Source organism: Pseudoalteromonas sp. SS15, assembly GCF_049257195.1.
Lineage (GTDB): Bacteria > Pseudomonadota > Gammaproteobacteria > Enterobacterales > Alteromonadaceae > Pseudoalteromonas.
In genome coordinates, this window is sequence record NZ_JBMMUD010000007.1 from 171,622 (window position 1) to 193,331 (window position 21,710).

Sequence of the window (21,710 nt, forward strand, 5' to 3'; positions counted from 1 at the left end):
CTGGCCTAGATATTCTCTAAAATAGGATATTAGATATTTTGTACCTTACCTTTAGGCTTAATCGCATTACCAGCGCGCTTAATCAAGCTTCCACCCTTACCGAATATATTGCGAATATCAGTCAGTATGATGTACAAACACGGTACGAGTAATAGTGTGATTAATGTCGCAAACACAACAGCAAAGCCCAGAGACACGGCCATTGGAATTACAAACATTGCCTGCAAGCTGGTTTCAAACATGATCGGCAATACGCCCACAAAAGTTGTAATTGATGTAAGCGTGATCGCACGGAATCTTGCACAACCAGCTTCAATCACCGCTTCTTTTAATGAGTGACCCGCTTTACGAGATTGGTTTACAAAATCCGTCATTACCAGCGAGTCATTGATAACAACCCCCGCTGCGGCAATGATCCCGTAAAGTGACATCAGACTTAAATCTAAGCCAAATGCTAAGTGGCCCCATAACGCACCGACCAAGCTAAACGGAATAACTGACATAACAATCAGTGGCTGAGAGTAACTTTTAAGCGGAATTGCCAATAAGATATAAACTAATAGCATACCTATAATGAAGAATACGATTTGCTCATTCGTTTGCGCTTGCTGCTCTTCAATCGCACCACCTAGCTTAGTTTTAACAGACGGGAACGCCTTAATAAGTTCAGGTAATATTTCATCGTCAATGCGTTTGGTAACAGCATTAGGCTCTACGACCTCTTCATCGATGTTACCGTACACATACACAGTGCGATAACCGTCTTCACGACGAATATAACTGATACCCGGTTTTTCAGAGATCTCAACCACATCACCTAGCATCACTTCACGACCTTGCGGTGTTTTGATCACGGTATGCTTTAATGAAGAATAAGCTTCACGAGTCAGTTTTGGATAGCGCACCATAACGCGTACTTCTTCACCGTTACGGATAACACGCTGCGCTTCACCACCGTAGAAACTTGCACCTACTTGAGAACCAATATCACGTAGAGTTAAGCCCAACTCATAAGCAACAGGCTTGAGCGCTAACTGTATCTCTTTACTTGCTGGGTCAATGGTTGAACTCACATCAAAGATGCCTTTTTCGGTCTGCAGCATACTGATCAATTGGCGACCGGCTGCATTCAGCGTATCTATGTCAGAGCCAAACAATAAGTAACCGAAATCACCATTACCACCCATGTTAATTACTTCATCGTCGATTTGGATTGACTTCATACCTGCAATTTCAGGTAGTTGTTCACGCCAACGACGCGTTAACTCAAAGGTATTAAACGGACGCGCTTCTTCATCAACGAGTGGTGCGAGTAGACGGCCTTCAGTGCGACCTTGGTTAAATACCATGACATCACGTAACATAGATGCGCCATACTCTTGCTGAATTTGCTTATCTACATTCAGCACTACAGCCTCAAGTTTTCTAATCGCCTCAATCGTCTGTTCATCAGACACATTATCGTTCATCGTAATGTTAATACTTGGGAAATCATGTGGGATCTTTGGTAAGAACAAGGTACGCAACATACCACTGCTACTCAAAGCAATACTTGCGATGAACATACCAACAAAAGCACATAACACAGTCCAGCGCCACTCTACACAGAGTTTCACAAAACGACGATAAGGCCCATTCACAAAACCAAAGAACTTAGTATTAAACTTATGACGCCAGCTATCTTCTTTTAGTGGCTTAAACTTAATCGCAGCGATATGCGCAGGCAAAATTAATTTAGATTCAATCAAACTGAAGAACAAACACAGCAGAACTACACCAGCGATATTAATGAAGTTGGCACTCTCAGGCCCTGTCGAGAACATGAGTGGCGCAAATACAGCCATAGTTGTCAGTACACCAAAGGTTGCTGGCGTAGCAACGCGTTTTGCACCCACAATCACGTTGTGAACACCTGGGCCCTTTTTCTCTACCTCAGTGTAGGCGCTCTCACCGATTACAATCGCATCGTCAACGACGATACCCAGTACCATGATAAAGGCAAACAATGAGGTCACATTAATAGTAATACCCAGTACTGGCATTAACATTACCGCACCCAAGAAACATACTGGAATACCAATGGTTACCCACATTGCTAACTTGAATCGTAAAAACAAGAACAGCATTAAGGCCACTAAGAACATACCTTGTAATAAGTTGCTCTTCATCATGGTTAGACGACCATTTAAGTAATAGGTCATATCAACCAATGATTTCAGCTCAACACCCGCTGGTAGCTCTTGATTTTTCAACTCAATGAATTTCTTAACCGACTCAGCAACCGGTACCATGTTTTGCTCTTTAGTTGCCTTAACAGAAATGAATACCGCGTTCTTGCCATTTAGCTTGAAGTAACGTTCACCTTCGGTAAATTCATCTTTGATTTCTGCAATATCTCGCAGTAGTACTTTACCGCCATGCGCACCAATTTTTACTGGTAGCTGACGGAACTCGTCGCCATTATAAGACTGGTTTTCAATACGCACCGAGATGATGCCTGAGTCAGTACGTAGCTGACCTGCAGAGAAGTTAGCAGAGTAGTTTCGAATCGTACTTGCCACGTCGTTAATAGTTAAACCATATTGACGCAGCATATCCGGTTTAATCTCAATGGCGATTTCGTCTAAAGGGACACTCACGTCCACCAATGACACATTGTTGAGTTGCAAAAGCTCATCTTCAATACGCTTTGCCATCGGTTTTAATTCGGTCAACGGTAAATCAGCCGATAAAGTCATTTCTATGACTTGCTGCTGGAATTCAATCTGATTAATGGTGACCGGTTCCATCGCTGCAGGGAAAGTCGCAATGCCATCGACACGCAATTTTACCTTGTCTAACACGTCAGTTAGTTCAACATCAGGATCAATCTCTAATGTCGCGCTACCGCCATTTCGGTTTGCGCGGTACACCCCTTCTTTGATTTCAGTGACATCTTTCAAGGCCTCTTCAATCTTCATCAGAATACTTTCTTCGATTTCTTGCGGTGAAGCACCCGGGTAGTTTGCCGCAACCGTAATGTAGTTAATCTCTACATTAGGAAACATCTGCCTTTGAATGGTGTTATAGGTGTACAGACCAATAATGATGATGAAAACCATCAATAAGTTGGCCGCCACCGAGTTTTTCGCAAACCAAGCAATTAAACCGGTTTGCTTTTCAAGTTCAGCTTGACTCATCTGCTACTCCTTAAAGCTTGTCTGTAGTTTCAGCTTTAGATGAATCTGAACCAGCAACTTTTACTGACATCCCTGTTTGCGGGTATTCAGGTAAAGTAGTCACTAATTTTTCGTTGTCTTTTAGACCTGTGCTCACGTAGAAGTACTCACCTTCTTCGCGGATCACCTGCACCTTGCGAGATTCAAGTTGGCCTTCGCTATTTAACAACCATACTGTGTTGTTATTGACCAAATCTTGCGGCAAGCGATAGATGCTATTTAACGTTTTACCAGAGAAGTTTACTTGTACGTATGAGCCAAACTTCACTTGTGGCTGCTGCGTCTGTAACCCATATGGATCTGCAATTCTAACAACCAGATTCACCATACGCGTTGCTTTATCAACCACACCTAAATCACGGTGAATTTTTGCAGAGCGGGTAAAACCGTTTAAGCCCGTCTGAGTGATCGTCGCATCTAAACCCTCAATACGCTCTGGTAAAAAGGCGCTGTCAAACCCTGCAACCGGAATGATCACTTCAGCATGCTCAATATTATTAAGCTGTGCGATACTGCTACCCATGCTGACAAACTGACCTAAACCTACATCACGAGAAACAATTAACGCATCGTAAGGCGCAACTACATCACAGTTGTCTAAATCTCGTTGTGCACGTTTAAGTGCTGCTTTAGCTGATTTTAACGCAGCTTGCGCACTTAGAAGCTGCGGTTTACGAAGGAATAAATCAGTGTGTTTCTTATTTGGAAAACGTTTTGCTTCATCGGCGGCCACGTCTGCAAGCGCTTGTTCTTCAATCAGTTTAGCTTCTGCGCGTGTTACTTCTGCTTCTGCTTGTAAGACAGCCGCTTCATAGTTATCTTTTTCAATACTCAGTAACACCTCGCCTTTGGCGACAATGCCACCGGTTACGAAGTTGTCGTGCCAAGCGACTACTTCGCCTGAAACCTGAGCTGAAAGCCTAGTACTTTCAAAAGGTTGAACTTCACCATAGCTGTTAATGACAACTTGATGGTCAAGTGCTGAAACCGCTTCTACAGCAACGACAGGTCTAGTATCTACCTGCTCCTTTGCATCTGGCTCATTTGCTAGAGCATTGATGCCCTGTGCACCCATCATCCCAACAACAATAGCTGCGACAGGGAATATCCATTTTAGTACCTTCGTTTGCATAACGATTTCACCTATTAAAAAATTTTCTAGCCTTCTCTACTTTCTATACTAACAAGATTAATACCAAGAAAAATGTGACATTTGTAAGAATCTGTTACAGCCAATACGATGAATGACAGGCTTTCGGTTTTACATACTATGTTACAAAATCTAAAGACAATTAAATCAATCACTTGACAATATTTAAACTGGCCCAATTATGTCATCAATCGCATCATTATGGTTTTATAAGTCATATTCGGTACACTAAAAAATCCAAAGAAAAATTAACAAGCGTACTTATGAAAAAAACTGCCCTTTCAATTGCGCTAGCACTGACTTTTGCTAGCCAAGCAGCCATTGCTGCCGATAAGAAAAAAGAAGATAAAAAAGAAAAGACCATTGCCAGTCTGATTGAAAACAAAACCGCATTCAAAGGCGTATTTGAGCTTTACCAAGATAAGAAAACAGGTGAGCACTTATTGGTTTTAGAAGAAAGCCAATTAAACACCCCTTTTGTGTATTTTGCACATACCGTTGACGGTGTAACGGATGCTGGTCATGTTCGTGGTAGCTACCGCGAAACTAAACTGATTGAATTTAGACAGCATTTCAACCGCATCGATATCATCAGCAAAACACCACGCTACCAGTTTGAAGAAAACACTGCACTAGCACGTGCAAGCGAAGCAAACATCAGTGAAGCGGTACTGGCTAGTGTAAAAATTGAAAAACAAGAAGATGGTAAAATTGCATTTAAAGCCGACAAAATCTTCTTAAGTGAATCATTACATAAAGTATCACCTTGGAAGCGCGCTGGTGACAAAAATGCCAGCAAACGCTTTAACGTGGGCAAGCTTGATAGCAAGAAATCTCGCATCATCAAACAGCGTCCATATTCAAACAACTTAGACATTGTTGTTGATTATGTATTTAGCAACCCGAACCCAAGTGTTCGTGGTTCTGCTGCAGTAACAGATCCACGTTCTGTGTCTGTCAAAGTTCAACACAGCTTTGTGGCGCTACCTAAAAACAATTATCAGCCACGTAAAGACGACGCGCGCATCGGTTACTTCACAAATCAATTCGACGTGATGACATCTCCTGATTGGACACCTTACAATGACGTGATCAAGCGTTGGGACTTAGTGAAAAAAGATCCAAGTGCTGAATTATCTGAGCCTGTAGAGCCAATTGTGTGGTGGATTGAAAACACCACGCCAGTTGAATGGCGTGACACAGTCCGTGACGGCGTATTGGCTTGGAATAGTGCATTCGAAAAAATCGGTTTCAAAAACGCATTGGTTGTAAAAGTACAACCTGATGATGCAGATTGGGATGCCGGCGACATTAACTACAATGTGTTACGTTGGACCTCTTCACCTCGCCCTCCTTTCGGCGGTTACGGTCCTGCACTTGCGCACCCATTAACGGGCGAGATCTTAGGTTCAGACATCATGCTTGAGTATGTGTTTATGAAGAACCGTTGGATCTACGACACACTTTATAGCCAAGGTGCAATGAGCCACAGCAATGCCGATTTAGGTGAACATGATGCGATGAACTGTTCATTAGGCCATGAGCTACAAGGCGAAATGATGACAGCCAGCCTATCAACGGGCAGCGATATCGAGCGTAAAGAAATGCTTCGCCAAGCCCTTGTGCAACTTATTTTACACGAAGTGGGTCACACGCTAGGTCTTAACCACAACATGAAGTCGTCTATCATCTGGGATGAAAACGAAGTACATGATAAGAACCTAACACAAGGTATCGTGACTGGTTCAGTGATGGATTATGCGCCAGCGAACATTGCACCACTTGGTAAAAAGCAAGGCGATATCTTCCAAACTCGCCCGGGTCCTTACGATGATTGGGCAATTGAATACGGCTACAGCGTTGCAGCAAACACGGCTGATGCAGAAGAAAAGCGCCTTGAAGCAATTCTATCTCGCTCAAACGATCCAAAACTAACATTCGGTAATGACGCAGATGATATGCGTGCTCCAGGTCGTCACATTGACCCACGTGTGATGATCGGTGATTTATCGTCGAACCCTGTAGCCTACGGTGTTGACCGCATGGAGCTTATCGACAGCCTACTAGGCAAGCTAACTGACACTGCACGTGTACAAGGTGAATCACACCAACAGCTATTAACCTCTGCAAATGTACTGTTCGGTCAATATAAGCGCCAAGCTGACGTGATCTCTCGTCAAATTGGTGGCGTATATGTTGAGCGTAACGTAGTTGGCACGGCTGATGATGTAAAACCATTCACACCTGTACCTCTAGCGCGCCAGAAAGAAGCGATGCAAGCACTTACTGACAAAGTATTTGCACCAAACGTATTGGCAAACATGCAGCCTCTGTATAACTACATGCAGCAACAGCGTCGTGGCTTCAACCACTATGGTAAGAACGAAGATCCGAAAGCGCACAAAATGGTCTTAGGCATGCAGAAATCAGTGCTGAACCAACTGTTACACCCAAATGTGTTACAGCGTTTATCTGACACGGCGTTATACGGTAATGAGTACGCGTTAAACGACTTTATGACTGATTTAACCGCTGGCATTTTTGTGAAGAGCAAAGCAGTAAGCACATTCAGCCAAAACCTACAGGTTGAATATGTAAACCGCTTAATCGCGGCTGCAGGCCTTGGTAAACCAAGCCGATATGACAACCTTGCTAAAGCAGCAGCGTTATATCAGTTACAACAAATTAATGACATGAGTGCACCTTGGGGCGCTGACACAGCCACTAAAGCACATCATGCTTACATTAAGCGCCTAATCGAGAAAGCATTAGACGCTTAATCACTCAGTTTGCATTGTGATGTTAAAAGGCCAGCGAAGTATATGCTGGCCTTTTTATTTATCTTTTCTAATTAAGGTGAAACTTATTCAACTACATTTTGCTGGCTTCAATCGGCTGAATAGCCACAATACCTTGATTTCGAATGGTCACATTAAAACGCTTTTGCCCACACTCAAGTGGATAAACGCCGTCTTCTAACCCTTTGTTGGCCAAGCTGTTTAACGCCGCAGCAAACAACATAGTGTCATCTTCTGTCTGCTCGCCGCGTTTCGCCATATATGCCATGCCTTGTTGCATCGCTTTTTCAACTACAATACCCGCCACTTTTTTGCTGGCCTGCTGTTTAAACAATTTAAAAAGTAAGGTCTTTATCAACACGAACATTTCCTTCAGCCTTAGTCACCTTTGTCTATTATGCAATATACCCATCAGTCCCAATTTTAGAAAATTAAAATCGTAAAAAAATGCAACAAGGTATGACTATATGAATCATTATCAAAAGGTTTTATGCATTTAAATAGGCCTTGCTATTCGTTGCCGCACTGAACTCAGCCATTAAGAGGTAAAATAAGAAATTAAAACTTTATTACTCTTGCATCTTAGCTTTTTAACAAACCCACTTTGAATAACCACCAAGACGGTGCAAAAGTGACAATACGCTTGCCACTTTAACCCTTATTGTGCGGAAGGTTATGCCAGTGCAGGGCGGCGATAGTAATGAATACACGCCAGCTGCGCAGCATTGGTGAGTAAGATCATCACAAACGTGAGTACGTGCGCCACACTCACTTGTGCCATATGTAGCTCCGCACTCAATCCGGTTAAACCAGCAATAAACTGCAGCGAAAAGTAGCGAGCACTCAAGTTTGACACATCCCCACTTTTCATCGTTTTATAAGTTTGTGGCATAACCCTGACGGAGCTCATCACTAAGCCAACATAGGTTAGGCCATTTAACAAACTTGCCGCATCGGTATTTGGTAATAATAACAGCCCAAAAGGCAGCACTGAGCACAGCAGCATCACCGCCAACTGCCTACGCTGCTTTTCATCTGAGTTATAGCGCACAAAGTAATATAAGATCAGCGCACTCAAGGCGCCGGTCACCACAAATGGCAACACCATAAACAAGCGGTCAAAAAACAAATTGTAAGCAATAAAGTAACTACTCTGTGCCACACCAAAGCTCATCATCATCAGTGACAGCCCTGACACACTGCGATTACGGCGCACTTTATTAATTAGAGGCCAAAAACTAAAGACTAAAATGAGGGATGAAACGATCGGCAAGTAGTCGAACAACGCAGGCTCCTGTAACGATATTGTGAACAAGTGAACAAGGCGTAACCACCAATAAAACAAGATGTAAAACACTGATTTTTATTGATAATTAAAAGAGGGCGCGCATTTTAGTGAATAACTTTACAAATACAAGCATACGAGGTAAGAATAGAAATTGAGCAGTGCAAAGCTAGATTGACAGATAACAAGGAGCTGTATTTTGCGTTATTTAATTATGTTTCTTTTCATCACTTTTATTTTTACTGGGTGTAACACGACGCCAGCACCTAAACCCGAAAAAGAACCTACCCCCTCTCCCCTAACACTTGTAAACCCTAATTTATTCAAGCTTATATCCGTGCCTAACGAAGAAGAGATATTCGCACTTCCAAAAGCTGAAAAGTCGAAGTTTCTGACCGAGTATAATGAATATATTTCTCAAGGGCTCAGAGCTGACAAAGCTATTGAAAGATACTTAGACAGCACAATGGGTTACTTCTCATATGACGCAGAGACCTTAACTGCAAGCGAGTCTCAGAGTAAACAACAAGGAAACTGTGTTAGCCTAGCTATCTTAACCCAAGCCTACGCAAACGTCGCAGGTGTAGAGACTGGCTTTAGAGAAGTGTCTACATATCCTATTTTCAAAAAAGAACAAGATCTTCTTATCGTCTCTACGCATTTCAATACTAAACTTTATGCCCCCAAAGAGTCAGAAGAAAAAGATAAGGATTGGATTCAAATTTTAAGAGCTGGCACAGTTGTAGATTATTTCCCCCAACAAAATACGTTTTATCTTGGCAATGCGACTTACTCAAACCTTGTGTCTAAGTTTTATTCTAACTTGGCTACAGATGCGCTAATAGATGAGCACTTTAATTTAAGTTACTCACTCATCAATGAAGCTCTAAAATTCACACCTAAAAACCCTGAGCTAATTAACCTATTAGCCATTTTGCACCGCCGCGCAGGAGACACCAAAACAGCTGAACAGCTTTTTCAATTTGCTATACAGCATAATTTAACAAGTAGTAATCTCATTGCGTCATATCGATTTTTAGCCGCTCAACAGAGTAATACTGATTTAGTTGAAAGACTTAATGAAGAACTTGAAAAAGCAGCCAAAACGCCATTTGATTTCTTGCTAATTGCAAAACAAAGCTTAGAAAAGAAACACTTTGGAAAAGCAAAGAAAATCCTAAATAAAATCATTGAACAACACCCTTATCTACCTGAACCTTACTTCGAATTAGCCAAGGCCCACTATCTACAAAATGATCATGACCTCGCAAAAGAAGCTTTAGAAAAAGCCATCAAAATGTCTGATTCTCAAGAAAAAACTGGGATGTACGAAGCGAAATTAAAATCACTAGAGCTTATGCTTTAGTATTTTGGAATCAAAAAGCCCAGCAATTGCTGGGCTTGTATAATACTTATAAACCTATAATAAATAAGACTATTCAATTAAGCTTATATGCTTAAGAGAGGATTTGAGCTTCAGAAGTAACTTTATCTTTGCGATCATTGTTAGAAAATACATCAGGTAGTGACATCGTAAATTGACTACCTCCCCCTTCTGTTGAAGAGACACTTAAACTTCCACCTAGTTGCTTTTTGAGTAAGTTGTAAGAGATTGATAAACCCAGACCGGTATTACCTTCATGCCTTTTAGTAGTAAAAAAAGGATCAAATATATGTGCTAAGTGCTGTTCACTAATGCCTTTGCCATTATCTTTAAAGTGAATATATATATGGTCCTTTGTTTTTTCGATTATTACTTCTAGTTTCTTCTCTGACTGTTCAGTCTCAAACGCATGATCAATGGTATTGTTAACAAGATTCGAGATTACCTGCGCGAGTAGACCTGGGTTAGTATAGCGTGCATGACGACTTGCAATATTATACTCAACCTGCACTTTGTGTTTTTTCAGCTTAGGGCTAAGCGTATTTAATACTTGCTCAACGTACTCTTCTATTATGACTTTCTCACGAGTGGGATTAATTTGATTGGCCGAAACGTTTTTAAAATCATTCATTAGATGTGCCGATCTATCAAGGTTTACTAATACCATTTTAAGCGCATCACTAGAATCACTCAAAAAATCACTTAACATAGGCTTGGTCAATGTCTTATTCTCTAGGTTTGTACTGACTGCACCCATTTTTTCAGCACATAAACTCGCCGCGGTTATCGCAACACCTAAAGGCGTATTAACTTCATGGGCTATGCCCGCGACCATCTCTCCGAGTGCAGCCAATTTTTTACTTTCGGCGAGCTCTTCTTGCGCTTGTTTAAGTTCATAGATGGTGGCTTCTAATTCTTTTGTGCGCTTTTTCACAATACTGTCGAGCTCTGCATTAAGGTCGCGTAACGCTTCTTCATATTGCAAACTGCGGTGTGCATTGATCGCCCGCCCATACAGCTCAGCCAAAGTAGATACAAATATCAGTTCATCATCTTGCCAATGCTTAAGGTGCTGACCTTGATGTTCACAGCAAATAATACCGATCATTTTACCTTTTCGGCGTATTGGCACGTCTAGCATAGAAGCAATGTTACGAGGTTTTAAATAGACCTCAGCAAATTCAAAAGTGATTTTATCGTTCACCGCATCAGCTGCAGCGATGATTCGCTCGTTATCTAGATTCTGGAAGTAAATAGGAAATGCGTGGCGGCTCAAAAAGAAGTTATCGAATGTTTGAAATTCACCATTATCAATCAGGAGGTGACATTTTGCGCCACTTTCATCTACTGACCACATAGATGTGCGCGATATGTTTAACCCTTTACAGCATGCTTGAATAATTAAACTACCAGCCGTTTTAAGATCGCCACTATCAATTTCTGGGCTTTGGCTAATTTCAAATAATATTGTTTCGAGTGACTTATCCATATCGCTATTGCTAGATTAGCTCCTTTATCGCAATAGTATAATTCAAAAACTCCCCATTTTGGAAACAACTTTAACATGTTAATTATGACTCAAAGCTCAAAGGTGACTATTTACAGAACATAGCCATAGAAGATGGGTTACCAAAGAAGCCTGCTTTAATAACCCAACAAGTCATTAACGCCTATAAATCAAACCACAGCCCAAGCCATGCGCGGTTTTCATTTTCAAAACGTTCGCTTTCAACGCGGCTTAAACCTATATCGATTCGTAGATCACTGATCCCCGCAGGCGCGAACTTCGCGCTCCAATCACGACCATTAAACCAGGTGGTCCATTTAACCCCATAGCTTTGCCCAAACACTTGGTTGTCTAACTGGTGCTGTTGATAGTAAAGCCAAGGCGCGCCCTCTGACATTGCCACACCACCACCATAACCTTGATAACGCTCAGCAACGCCCGCAAAGAAAGGTAAGTCAGGCTTATAAATAGTATTTGCCATAATGTTTTGGTCAATCAGGCTCGATCTAAAGCCCCCTACATTCAACAGAGAATCTTCGCGCTTTGCTTGCTCAGCTTGTATATACAAAGGCATGTGAAACGCTTTGCCAAATATTGTCGCAGCAAGGTTATAGCCCTGCCAGTCCGTCTCACCTGATTTGCCGTCTAACCACTGGGCATTGATTTGCTGGCCAATCGCAAATGCCTGCTTGTCATATTGCCATCTATGCTCCAGTCCAAGGCGCAACCAGCGTTCGTCTTGGTTTCCTAAGCCAGTGTCTAGTTCACTCGCATGTACGGCAGCGTGGCCTGTCAATGACAGCATATTTTGGCGGTAGCTATGGCTAACCTGTGCGCTAAGCCCTGTTTGTTGCAGTGTATGCGGTGCCATTGCTGCGGTCTCTGCCCCACGACTTTGCGCTGCGGTATCTAGTTCAAATGAAAACGCCTTTGCCTGCCACTCGGTGTTGCCTTGTTGCATTTTTACATCGGCAAAACCACCAACTAGGGTGCTGTCGCCCAAGCTTTTGCTTAGCCCAACATGCCAGCTTACTTCTTCTAGGAAGTCAGATCCCTTCACACCCAGATGTAATACCTCAGTACTGGCACTGTAATACTGCGAACCCAAGGTCATGGATGCACTGTGATCCCACTTATCATAGGGTTTACTTTGCAATGGCTGCTGATAAATTTGGGCATCATCAAGTTGCACGGCGGCATTTGAAAGTTTAGGGGCTTGCTTCGTGTCACTCAACTCAGTGACAATGCTAGCAGTAGTATTAATGTCCAGTGTGTAAGCATCAGGACCTTCTGACGAAACACCTAGATACAGCAATTCACTGTCGCTTAACTGCTGTGGAAAACTCACCACATGCTGGCCTTGGCTTAACTGCAACAATTGCTGCCTGCTAAAGTCATAAGCATATAGGTTAATCGCGCCCTCTACACCGGCTACGTAAAACAAGGTATTACCGTCTTTGGACCAACTGGGCTGAGTTAAGAATTGATAACCTTTCGGGGTGGGTACTTGAAAGCTGTTTTGTGTTTGCATATCTCGCACATACAGCTGCCAATTTTGATTCAGCCCTGATTGTAAATAGGCCAGTTTATTACCGTTTTCAGAGATCTCAGGATAGTCGTATGTATCGCCCAGTTGATTGCTGGAAAGTATGGTTTCAGACCCATTGTTGAGCTCTAAATTCACTAAGTGAGAATAACCGTAGCGTACTTTTTCAGCCACGATAGCATTGTTGTTTTTATCTATCGCAAAGCGACGAATACCCGCATCATTGGTTAACTGTGTAACTTGGTTATCATTGAGCGTCCACTGAAATAATTCGCCTTGCACTGCATGCTGATTGTTTGGTTTTTGCACCGATGCAACGAAATAGAGAGTATTTTCGTCTTTCCAACGCGCATAGCGAATGCCTGAAAAATTACTTGGCGTGAGTGTATGTTTTTTTACTCGGCCAAAGGTCTCAGGCGCATTATCTGCCACATCTTTAGGATCTGCCGCAAGTAAAGCCTTTTGCTTTTCATTGAAGTCTTTTTCAGCTTTTTCATTGTCTTTTGTCGCATAGATATTGAGCTCAATGCGACCTTTGCTATCGCGTTCTGTGACGGCAATGAATTCACCGCTCGGCGATAAGCGTAGGTTTTTAGCATCAAACTTAAAGTCATGCCATAACTTAGCGTCCAGCTCAGGTAAGTCTTGCGCAGAAGCCATGCTCAGGTAAGTGTATTCCGCAACAAAGCGCTTATATAGTTTTGCTGGATGGTCGCCAAATACGCCCTTAAACGCCTCGTCAAAATCACGAGACTCCAACGCTTGCATTCGGGTCCAAACAGCGTCTAGGGTCTGCTCACCATAGTTCTTTTCTAGCCATGCCAAATAACGCACACCGATTAGGTACGCCATTGAACCACTCAAATAACTGTCGTTACCATTGTTGAGCGCTGAATAAGGCAATAATGCACCTTGGCGAGCAAACTCTGTGAGTAGGGCTTCAGTGTAGTTATCAAATAAACGACCTCGACCTGTCATTTTCGACTCCATCAAGGTGGCATACCCTTCTGCCACCCAACGCGGCATGATCGCAAGCGCGATATCGTATGGGTCCCATACATCACGAAGTGTTTGTCGCCATGTACTGCGATTAGGTTGAGATAAATGCACCAAATGAATGTACTCATGCAAAACCAATAGCTGTTGCCAACCACTGCTGTTAGAGATCACGGTGTCTGATTGTGGTGGCGTGGTAAATAACGCCATTAGGGGCTTATCGGTACTTGGAATAGCAAAGCCATTTGCGCCATGGTAAGGGTCAAAGACCACCACATCGGCTTTGGCTCCTAGGCTACGATTTTGCTGCTCAAGCACTTTATTGCGAACTAACTCAAGCTCATGTGCGGCAGATTCTGCCCAGCGCTTATGTCCTTGCGTGTAATGTACATTGAAATGTTCGGTTTCTATGGTTTGCCACATCGGCGCGGCATAACTCATACTCGACAAAGACATGAGTGAGCCAACGGCGACTTTTTTCATAACTGAATGCATGTTCCGTGATCCTTTCTCAAATATGCGTAAAGCATAAGGGAATCACATTGTTAAGAATGTAGGCAAGCCGTATGAAATTGTAACATGGTGTTATGTAACCAAAACCAAGGGGATTCAGAAGAAGCTATTCTCGCCCTGCTCTGGCTTTGCCAACGTGATAAATAACGCCAAAATACCACCAGCCACCACAAACATAGTGACCGCCAACAACATACTTAACCCAACATAAAACATGGCACTGGCTATGATTGCCGCCGCTAACCAAGTCGCAATATGATGCAAATATTTAAATAGCGGTGTGTACGCTCTAATATTGACTAAAGCCATTATCATTAATACAACGACAGCTAAACTTAAAACAAAGATCATCACCCTCTCCCTAATTTGTACTGTGTCAGACACCATCCTTAAAATTGATTATATGCAAATAAGAATCATTATCAAGTTTGATTTATAAAAAAAGCCACATCATGCAATGCAGCTTTTTAAAATGAATGAAAAGCGTTTATACCCAGCGCAATGTCGTTGTCAGCGTATGACTTTGCCCCGGTTCAACGGTAGCAGCGTCATCCATTACATTTGCTGCTTCTAGACACAGCATGGTTTTATATTCGTCATCTCTAAAGTTGCTTAAACGCTTAGACTTTTCAATCCACGGATTCCAAAGCACGCAAGAAGTAGAGCTTTCACGACCCACTTCAATGTTACCGTCTGGTGTTCTAATAACTTGTACCGGTGCCGCCTGGATATACACCATATCTGTTTCACGAGCGAAACCAACAACTTCATTTTGATCAAATGGGCCTTCACCAAACTCAATAAACTTCGAGCCCTGTAAGCCATCCACTGTCGTCGCTTCAATATTTGGCGTCGGGAAGTAAGTATGCAGCGCTTGAGTTAAAGTAAATGCAGTATCACCCAAGTTTGTGTTGGTTAGACTCACTTTTAATTGTTCAGTTAAATGAAATTCAACTTCAAGCTTAGATTTATGCGGCCAGTAAGTCTCATCAACTAAAGTCATAGGTAAAGAAAGCTTAATCACAATGGCTTCATCACTTTCATTCACTTCTTCAGCACGCCACATTAATTTTCGTGCCACACCATGAATTGGCCAATCAGGATCGCTGTGCACACCAAACCATGGCCAGCAAATAGGAATACCACCACGAACGGCTTTGCCCTCTAGATAGTCTTCATCTTCTGACACCCAGATTAAATTGCCTCTGCCAACAGGCGTGAACTCTGTCAGTTGTGCACCTTGTAAAAAGATTTTGGCACTACAACGCGGACCGTCGACATTTAAATACTCGAGTCCAGACTCCGTGCGCTGGATAGAAACTGATGCTGAAAGTTCCATAATTCACCTAACTTCAAAATTTTGATATCTCAACTACATTACCGAATAACCCTACTCAGAGTAAACATATAAACGTCCAAATGAAGCATCTTCATGCAAACGTCATACATCAATGTTGCTGAAAAACTCGCAAACTAATAACTCTGTGATAAGCTTAAAATATTACATGTTGGCGAGATTAATTAATGAGCAAAAGTAGTCCTAAACTATTTAATAAATGCTTTTGGCTTCATGCTGCTGGGATCATTTTTGTCGGTCTTGGCTTTGTCGGCATGGCCTTACCTGTGATGCCAACCACCATCTTTTTTATTCTCGCCCTCGCCTGCTTCACACGCTCTTCACCCAAATTCGCTAATTGGCTACTCACTCATCCTAAATTCGGTGAGCCGTTAAGACTTTGGCATGATCATCAAGTTATTCCTATCAAAGGCAAATGGGGAGCCGGTTTGGGGATGCTACTTGGGTATATGATTTTGCTGTACAGCCAACCCGCTCTATGGGTGTTAATACTGGTTGCAAGTATTGAAGTGGCGGTGATGGTTTATATTCTGTCTAAACCATCTGCACCGCCTGTCAGTATTTAGTCAGCACACTTATAGGTATTGCGCCCAGCGTCTTTTGCTTGATATAGCGCCTCATCTGCAGTTTGCATCAACGACTCAACCGAGGCACATGTTTTGGTGGCAGACGCAACGCCCGCACTAATGGTCACAACATTATGTTCAGATTGGCTATGTTCTAGTTCCATACCAGCAATTGCACGTACCAAGGTTTTGGCAATAATCTTCGCACCTTGCAAAGGGGTATCTGGTAGCAACACGACAAACTCTTCACCGCCGTAGCGACATACCGAATCAAGCGGTCTTCTGACAATTTCTTTTAGCTTATCAGCCACTTGCTTTAGTACATCGTCACCCGCCAAATGCCCATAATGGTCGTTATATTTTTTGAAGAAATCGATGTCAATCATGATCATAGAAAGTGAATGAGCTGCACGATGGCGCTGCTTCAGTAGTCTTTCTACTTCAGTATCAAAGAAACGGCGGTTATAAATACCTGTTAAGCCATCAATAAAAGAATAGTTACGTAAAATATCTGCTTGAATCTTATAATTTAAATGAGTCTTTACACGGTTTTGCAGGGTTTTCGGTACAATTGGCTTTGGCACAAAGTCTACAGCGCCCGCTTCCCAGCACTGTAGCTGACTTTCTTCATTGGCATTAGAAGTAACAAATACTATCGGGATTTCAGATAACTTTGGCGTTGCTTGCATTTTTTTACAGGCTTCAAGCCCTGACATGCCCTCTAGTACCCAATCCATCAAAACTAAGTCTGGCTGCTCTTCTTGGCAATAGGCAATTGCCTCTTCAGCTGACTCGACTGTTTTTACGTTACATATCTCTTGCAGACACCCCACTAGTAGCCTGCGCATGAGCTCAGAGTCATCAACGATTAACACTTCACAACTAGCAAGGTCACTGACATCTTTAAACATAACTCAACTTTTCCATTTATATTTCTGGGAGTACACCTTGCAGCTTTTAACTTAATCGATCTGAACAAGTGCTGATACGAATACCAATTTTCAAAATAAATTACTTAATTAACTGTGATAGATATAACAACTAAGCGTGTCACCATTAAATACCTTTATCGACCAAGATTACAACAACTTAAATACCTAAAATCAGACACCAAACCTAACTATACTAGTTTAGTAAATTCTTTTTGCTCAGCCAAAGTGATTTTTCCTGACAGCTTTTGCCCAATCAAGCCCTAAAAATCGCCAATTTAAAACAATATAAATCAATACATTAATAATTATAGGCTGAGAAAATATGACACTAGCATGAATAACTTATTACAAGGTAAGACCAGTCGTAAAAATGTCATAACTCTTCTCTAACATCGCCTCTTTTCTGAAATATAACAATAAAGAGGTACAACTCATGAAAGGGCTTTCACGTCGCGATTTTATCAAAAGTGCATTAGCTGGTGTCGGCGCCGCCACAGTGTCTTTATCTTTAACTGGATGTGGACACAATGACTCAAGTCCATCTTATAACGACTTTGCCGTTGCGTTTAATCATGGTGTGGCAAGTGGCGACCCTTTAACTGATAGAGTCATCTTGTGGACCCGAGTTACCCCTGAAGGTACACCTAATAATGTCAATGTCAGCTTAGAAGTCTCTCTAGACAAGACATTTGAAAACATAGAATTTACAGAGTCACTTTCTGCATTAGCGAAAAACGATTACACAGTAAAAGTCGATCTGACAGGGCTGAAAGCCAATACCCGCTACTATTACCGTTTCAAAGCCAACGAGAGCCCGTCACCTATGGGCGAAACTAAAACTTTACCTGAAACAGATGTGTCGCAAGTGAAATTGGCGGTTATGTCATGCGCAAATTACCCTGCGGGTTATTTTCATGCCTATGCTGAAGCAGCAAAAATGCAAGACCTAGATGCAGTGCTACATTTGGGCGACTATATTTATGAATATGGCATGGGTGGATACGCCACTGAAAAAGCGACTGAGCTTGGTCGAATGCTGCCAGAAGATAACCAAGGCGAGCTCATCTCTCTAACAGATTACCGCAAACGTTACGCGCTATACAGAACAGATACTGGTCTGCAAGCCTTGCATGCCAAAGCGCCTTTCATTGCAGTATGGGACGACCACGAAGTCTGTAACGACGCCTATATAGATGGGGCTGAAAATCATAATGACGATGAAGGCATGTTTGCCGACCGAAAAATGGCCGCGCTTAAAGCCTATTACGAATGGATGCCTATTCGACCATACGTTACAGGTCAAACCGAAAGCCTATATCGAAAATTTGACTTCGGCTCCTTGGTGTCCCTTTACATGCTCGACACACGTCATGAAGCACGCGTTAAACCGCTTGATTATCAGAACTATTTTGACCCAACATCTGGTCAGTTAGATACTGCAAGTTTCCAAGCAGATCTGGTTTCCCCCGGTCAGCAACTAATTGGAACTCAGCAGCTAACTTGGCTGACTGACAATATCAAAACCTCAGATGCCAAATGGCAGGTTTTAGGTCAGCAAGTATTAATGACCAAAATGATGCTACCAGCAGAGTTACTGGTTGCCATGGCCAACCCAAGTCCTACTATCGCTTCACAAATGACAGAACTTGCGCAATTAAAAGCACGCTCTCAAGCATCTGACCCAACGCTAACAGAGCAAGATAAAATGCGTATCGGTTTTACCGCACCATATAACTTAGATGCATGGGATGGGTACCCTGTAGAGCGTGAAGTCTTATTACAAACAGCTAAAGCCGCAAACAAAAACCTCGTTACCCTTGCAGGCGATACCCATAACGCTTGGTCAGGTAAGTTATGTACAGCACAAGGCGATGTATGCGGTTATGAATTTGCGACACCATCGGTGAGCTCTCCAGGTCTAGAGTATTACCTACAATTGCCAGAGTCACAGGTCAGCGAATTTGCCAAGGTACTTGAACTCTTGGTTGACGACCTAGAGTTTGCCAACATCCACCAACGCGGCTTTATGACACTGACATTTACGCCTGATAATGTTGACAGTCAATGGCACTTCATCAGCGACGTACATAGCCAAGTATTTGGGGTTGAAAATAAAAACCTAATTCAGAACTCGCTATAAGCCTCAACAAGGAAGGTTAGGCGCTTCGCTAATCTTCCTCCTCTGTTGGCGCCACCTCTGCCAGCAAAAAGTCATAAATTGTCTATATTTAGTAATACCTCGTAATTGCAACGAATATCTCATAATTAAACGGTAGGAATATGAATCAGCGCTCTATTAAGATTAAGCTAATCGCTTTTATTTCCATCACACTTGTGTTGCTTGTCGCCTCATTGGTCACGATAAGTTGGGTTCAGCTCAACAATAATAATCAGGTGCAAAGTGAGCGTGTACAAAGTGTTGTTTTAGATGAAATTAATGCCCGATTGACCGCGAAAGCAAGGCTGTATGCCGAGCAAGTCAGCGGTTATATCAACAAGGAGTATCAAATTCCTTATAGCCTATCTGGCGGTATTGCTAAAACAGCAGAACAAAACCCGATTTCAAGACAAAGCCTGTATTTAATGGTGCTAGGTGCACTTGAAAAAAACCAAGGGGTGTCGTCAATCTATGCACAATTCGAAGCCAACGGCTACGATGGTAAAGATAATCAATTTAGCAATTCAGGGCAAACCCACTCAGTCCCAGGTGCTGGCTCATTGGAGGTGTATATTACCCGTGATGCACCAGGTAAATTCACGCAACACCAAATTGAAGATCCGGGCGAAAAATACCTTAATGCCCGCAATGAGTTTGGCTTTAGAGAAAGCGAATGGTATTTGTGCGCCAAAGATAACCTTAAGCCCTGTATTATGGAGCCTTACCTGTATGAAATCACACCCGGTAATTCTGAGTTAATGACCTCTCTTACCGTACCTGTTATTGCCAATGGTCGCTTTATTGGTTTGGTCGGGGTTGATATAAACCTGCCACGTTTTCAGACCCTCACCGAAGAAGTGTCGAAATCGCTTTATAACGGTCAAGCCAAAGTCAGTATTCTCAGCGATATAGGATTAGTCGTCGGCTCAAGCCACTACGACAAGCTTGCGCGCCCCTTAACAGAATCTCTGCAGGGTAACGCGGGCAAAACCATTATGGACAACCGTAAACAGCAAACTCAACTCGAAATTGGCAGCAACCTTGTTTTCACTATGCCTATTGAAATTAAGGTCGCCAATACAACTTGGAGCTTGGTCATTGAATTACCGAAAGATCTGGCGCTTGCGCGCGCACAAGAGTTAGCAGAACAGCAAGCAGAAGATACCGCGACGGTCGGCTCCAGCATGATCTTTATTGGGGTTATCGCATCGGTTATCGCATTGGCCCTTTCTGTGGCGATTTTAAAGAGCATTATCGACCCACTAACTGACATCAAAGACAGAGTAGAGAATCTTGCGAGTAACGATGGCGATTTAACCGTACAACTCGACGTCACACAACATGAAGAGCTCATTGCCATAGCGACAGGCTTTAACCTATTCACACAGAAACTGCGAAATATGGTGAATGATTTAAAAGGACTCGCCAACAACTCTTATCAACAATCGACCAAAACTTCGCAGGCCGCTGAGGACATTAAAACCAAAGTAAACATGCAACATATGGAAATCGACAGTGTGGTAACCGCCATCAATGAGCTCAGTGCAACCGCTAGCGAAGTGGCTCGCTCATCAGAAAATGCAGCGGCTTCAACTAATGCAACCAACGAAAAGGTTAAACAAAGTGAGCGCGGTATTTCTGCCGCATCCGACTCTGTGCAAGTGATGTCTGATCAAATTGCCAGCGCCAAAGAGTCTATCAATGCGGTTGCCATTCGTAGTAGCGACATTACACAAATTCTTGATGTTATTCGCTCAATCGCAGAGCAAACCAACCTGCTGGCTTTAAATGCTGCAATTGAAGCGGCACGCGCAGGTGAGCAAGGCCGTGGCTTTGCCGTTGTTGCCGATGAAGTCAGGTCTTTGGCTTCAAAAACCCAAGACTCAACCAATGAAATCAGCCAGCTCATTGATAATCTTCAAAATGAAGTCAAAACGTCTGAAGACATCATTGAACGCTCAGTTGTACAAGCCAGTGATGCCATGACCCATTGTGGCAGCGCCGCGGCACAAATGAGTGAAATGGTGCAAGCACTTGATGATATCTCAAATGAAGTTACCCAAATAGCCACTGCTGCTGAGCAACAAAGCGCGGTAACTGAAGACTTAAGTGCAAATATGACAGGGATTTCAGATGCGGCAGCCGAACTCGCGCAATTGGCTGACACCATTGAAGATGCCGCACAAGATTTAATGAAACTGGTCGAACACAAAAACACACAACTGGGCTTATTAAGAACCTAGGCTCATTTAAACCTTTGAAGGGGCCGAATGGCCCCTTTAGTCTTACTATTTCTGCTT

14 protein-coding genes are annotated in these 21,710 nt (G+C 42.7%); 5 read left to right on the top strand and 9 right to left on the bottom strand.

Annotated features, from left to right (window positions below; genetic code table 11):
* Window positions 1-29: 29 nt before the first annotated feature.
* Both AAEU28_RS15640 and AAEU28_RS15645 read right to left on the bottom strand, forming a co-directional pair.
* On the bottom strand, window positions 30-3,179 hold the full coding sequence (locus tag AAEU28_RS15640; protein WP_421964967.1) for an efflux RND transporter permease subunit: 3,150 nt from the start codon (window positions 3,177-3,179) through the stop codon (window positions 30-32).
* Between the two features lie 10 nt (window positions 3,180-3,189).
* Window positions 3,190-4,350 carry an efflux RND transporter periplasmic adaptor subunit gene (locus AAEU28_RS15645; RefSeq protein WP_421964968.1) on the bottom strand — a complete coding sequence of 387 codons (1,161 nt, stop codon included), beginning with the start codon at window positions 4,348-4,350 and terminating at the stop codon, window positions 3,190-3,192.
* Window positions 4,351-4,631: 281 nt separating this feature from the next.
* Between AAEU28_RS15645 and AAEU28_RS15650 the strand changes: the two genes are divergently transcribed.
* Window positions 4,632-7,148: a zinc-dependent metalloprotease gene (locus AAEU28_RS15650; protein WP_421964969.1), complete on the top strand. Its 2,517-nt coding sequence runs from the start codon at window positions 4,632-4,634 to the stop codon at window positions 7,146-7,148.
* 91 nt (window positions 7,149-7,239) lie between these two features.
* On the opposite strand, the gene AAEU28_RS15655 is transcribed toward AAEU28_RS15650, so the two are convergent.
* Both AAEU28_RS15655 and AAEU28_RS15660 read right to left on the bottom strand, forming a co-directional pair.
* Window positions 7,240-7,527 (bottom strand): hypothetical protein, encoded by a 288-nt coding sequence (locus tag AAEU28_RS15655; RefSeq protein WP_421964970.1) that lies wholly within the window; start codon window positions 7,525-7,527, stop codon window positions 7,240-7,242.
* A gap of 312 nt (window positions 7,528-7,839) precedes the next feature.
* Window positions 7,840-8,451 (bottom strand): hypothetical protein, encoded by a 612-nt coding sequence (locus tag AAEU28_RS15660; protein WP_421964971.1) that lies wholly within the window; start codon window positions 8,449-8,451, stop codon window positions 7,840-7,842.
* A gap of 199 nt (window positions 8,452-8,650) precedes the next feature.
* On the opposite strand from AAEU28_RS15660, the gene AAEU28_RS15665 reads away from it, so the two are divergent.
* Window positions 8,651-9,817: a tetratricopeptide repeat protein gene (locus tag AAEU28_RS15665; RefSeq protein ID WP_421964972.1), complete on the top strand. Its 1,167-nt coding sequence runs from the start codon at window positions 8,651-8,653 to the stop codon at window positions 9,815-9,817.
* A gap of 91 nt (window positions 9,818-9,908) precedes the next feature.
* Here the strand turns inward: AAEU28_RS15665 and AAEU28_RS15670 are convergent, their stop codons facing one another.
* The 4 genes from AAEU28_RS15670 to AAEU28_RS15685 all read right to left on the bottom strand — a co-directional run bounded on the left by AAEU28_RS15670 (window position 9,909) and on the right by AAEU28_RS15685 (window position 15,736).
* Window positions 9,909-11,324, bottom strand: a complete 1,416-nt coding sequence (locus tag AAEU28_RS15670; RefSeq protein ID WP_421964973.1) for a sensor histidine kinase — start codon at window positions 11,322-11,324, stop codon at window positions 9,909-9,911.
* Window positions 11,325-11,505: 181 nt separating this feature from the next.
* Window positions 11,506-14,379, bottom strand: a complete 2,874-nt coding sequence (locus tag AAEU28_RS15675; protein ID WP_421964974.1) for a TolB family protein — start codon at window positions 14,377-14,379, stop codon at window positions 11,506-11,508.
* A gap of 114 nt (window positions 14,380-14,493) precedes the next feature.
* Window positions 14,494-14,748: a hypothetical protein gene (locus tag AAEU28_RS15680; RefSeq protein ID WP_421964975.1), complete on the bottom strand. Its 255-nt coding sequence runs from the start codon at window positions 14,746-14,748 to the stop codon at window positions 14,494-14,496.
* 136 nt (window positions 14,749-14,884) lie between these two features.
* Window positions 14,885-15,736, bottom strand: a complete 852-nt coding sequence (locus tag AAEU28_RS15685) for a D-hexose-6-phosphate mutarotase (RefSeq protein ID WP_421964976.1) — start codon at window positions 15,734-15,736, stop codon at window positions 14,885-14,887.
* A 185-nt stretch (window positions 15,737-15,921) separates the two neighbouring features.
* Here AAEU28_RS15685 and AAEU28_RS15690 point away from each other — a divergent pair, with 185 nt between their 5' ends.
* Entirely contained in the window at window positions 15,922-16,320 is a 399-nt protein-coding gene (locus AAEU28_RS15690; RefSeq protein WP_421964977.1) for a YbaN family protein, read from the top strand.
* Here AAEU28_RS15690 and AAEU28_RS15695 read toward each other — a convergent pair.
* Window positions 16,317-17,231 carry a diguanylate cyclase gene (locus AAEU28_RS15695; RefSeq protein ID WP_421964978.1) on the bottom strand — a complete coding sequence of 305 codons (915 nt, stop codon included), beginning with the start codon at window positions 17,229-17,231 and terminating at the stop codon, window positions 16,317-16,319. The two genes, AAEU28_RS15690 and AAEU28_RS15695, sit on opposite strands and share 4 nt — an antisense overlap.
* A 454-nt stretch (window positions 17,232-17,685) precedes the next feature.
* Between AAEU28_RS15695 and AAEU28_RS15700 the strand changes: the two genes are divergently transcribed.
* Together AAEU28_RS15700 and AAEU28_RS15705 are read left to right on the top strand one after the other, a co-directional pair.
* Complete coding sequence (locus tag AAEU28_RS15700) at window positions 17,686-19,392, top strand: alkaline phosphatase D family protein (protein WP_421964979.1); 1,707 nt, start codon at window positions 17,686-17,688, stop codon at window positions 19,390-19,392.
* A 140-nt stretch (window positions 19,393-19,532) separates the two neighbouring features.
* The gene (locus tag AAEU28_RS15705; RefSeq protein WP_421964980.1) at window positions 19,533-21,653 is read left to right on the top strand and encodes a methyl-accepting chemotaxis protein; all 2,121 of its coding nucleotides are present in this window, start codon (window positions 19,533-19,535) and stop codon (window positions 21,651-21,653) included.
* Window positions 21,654-21,710: the final 57 nt, after the last annotated feature.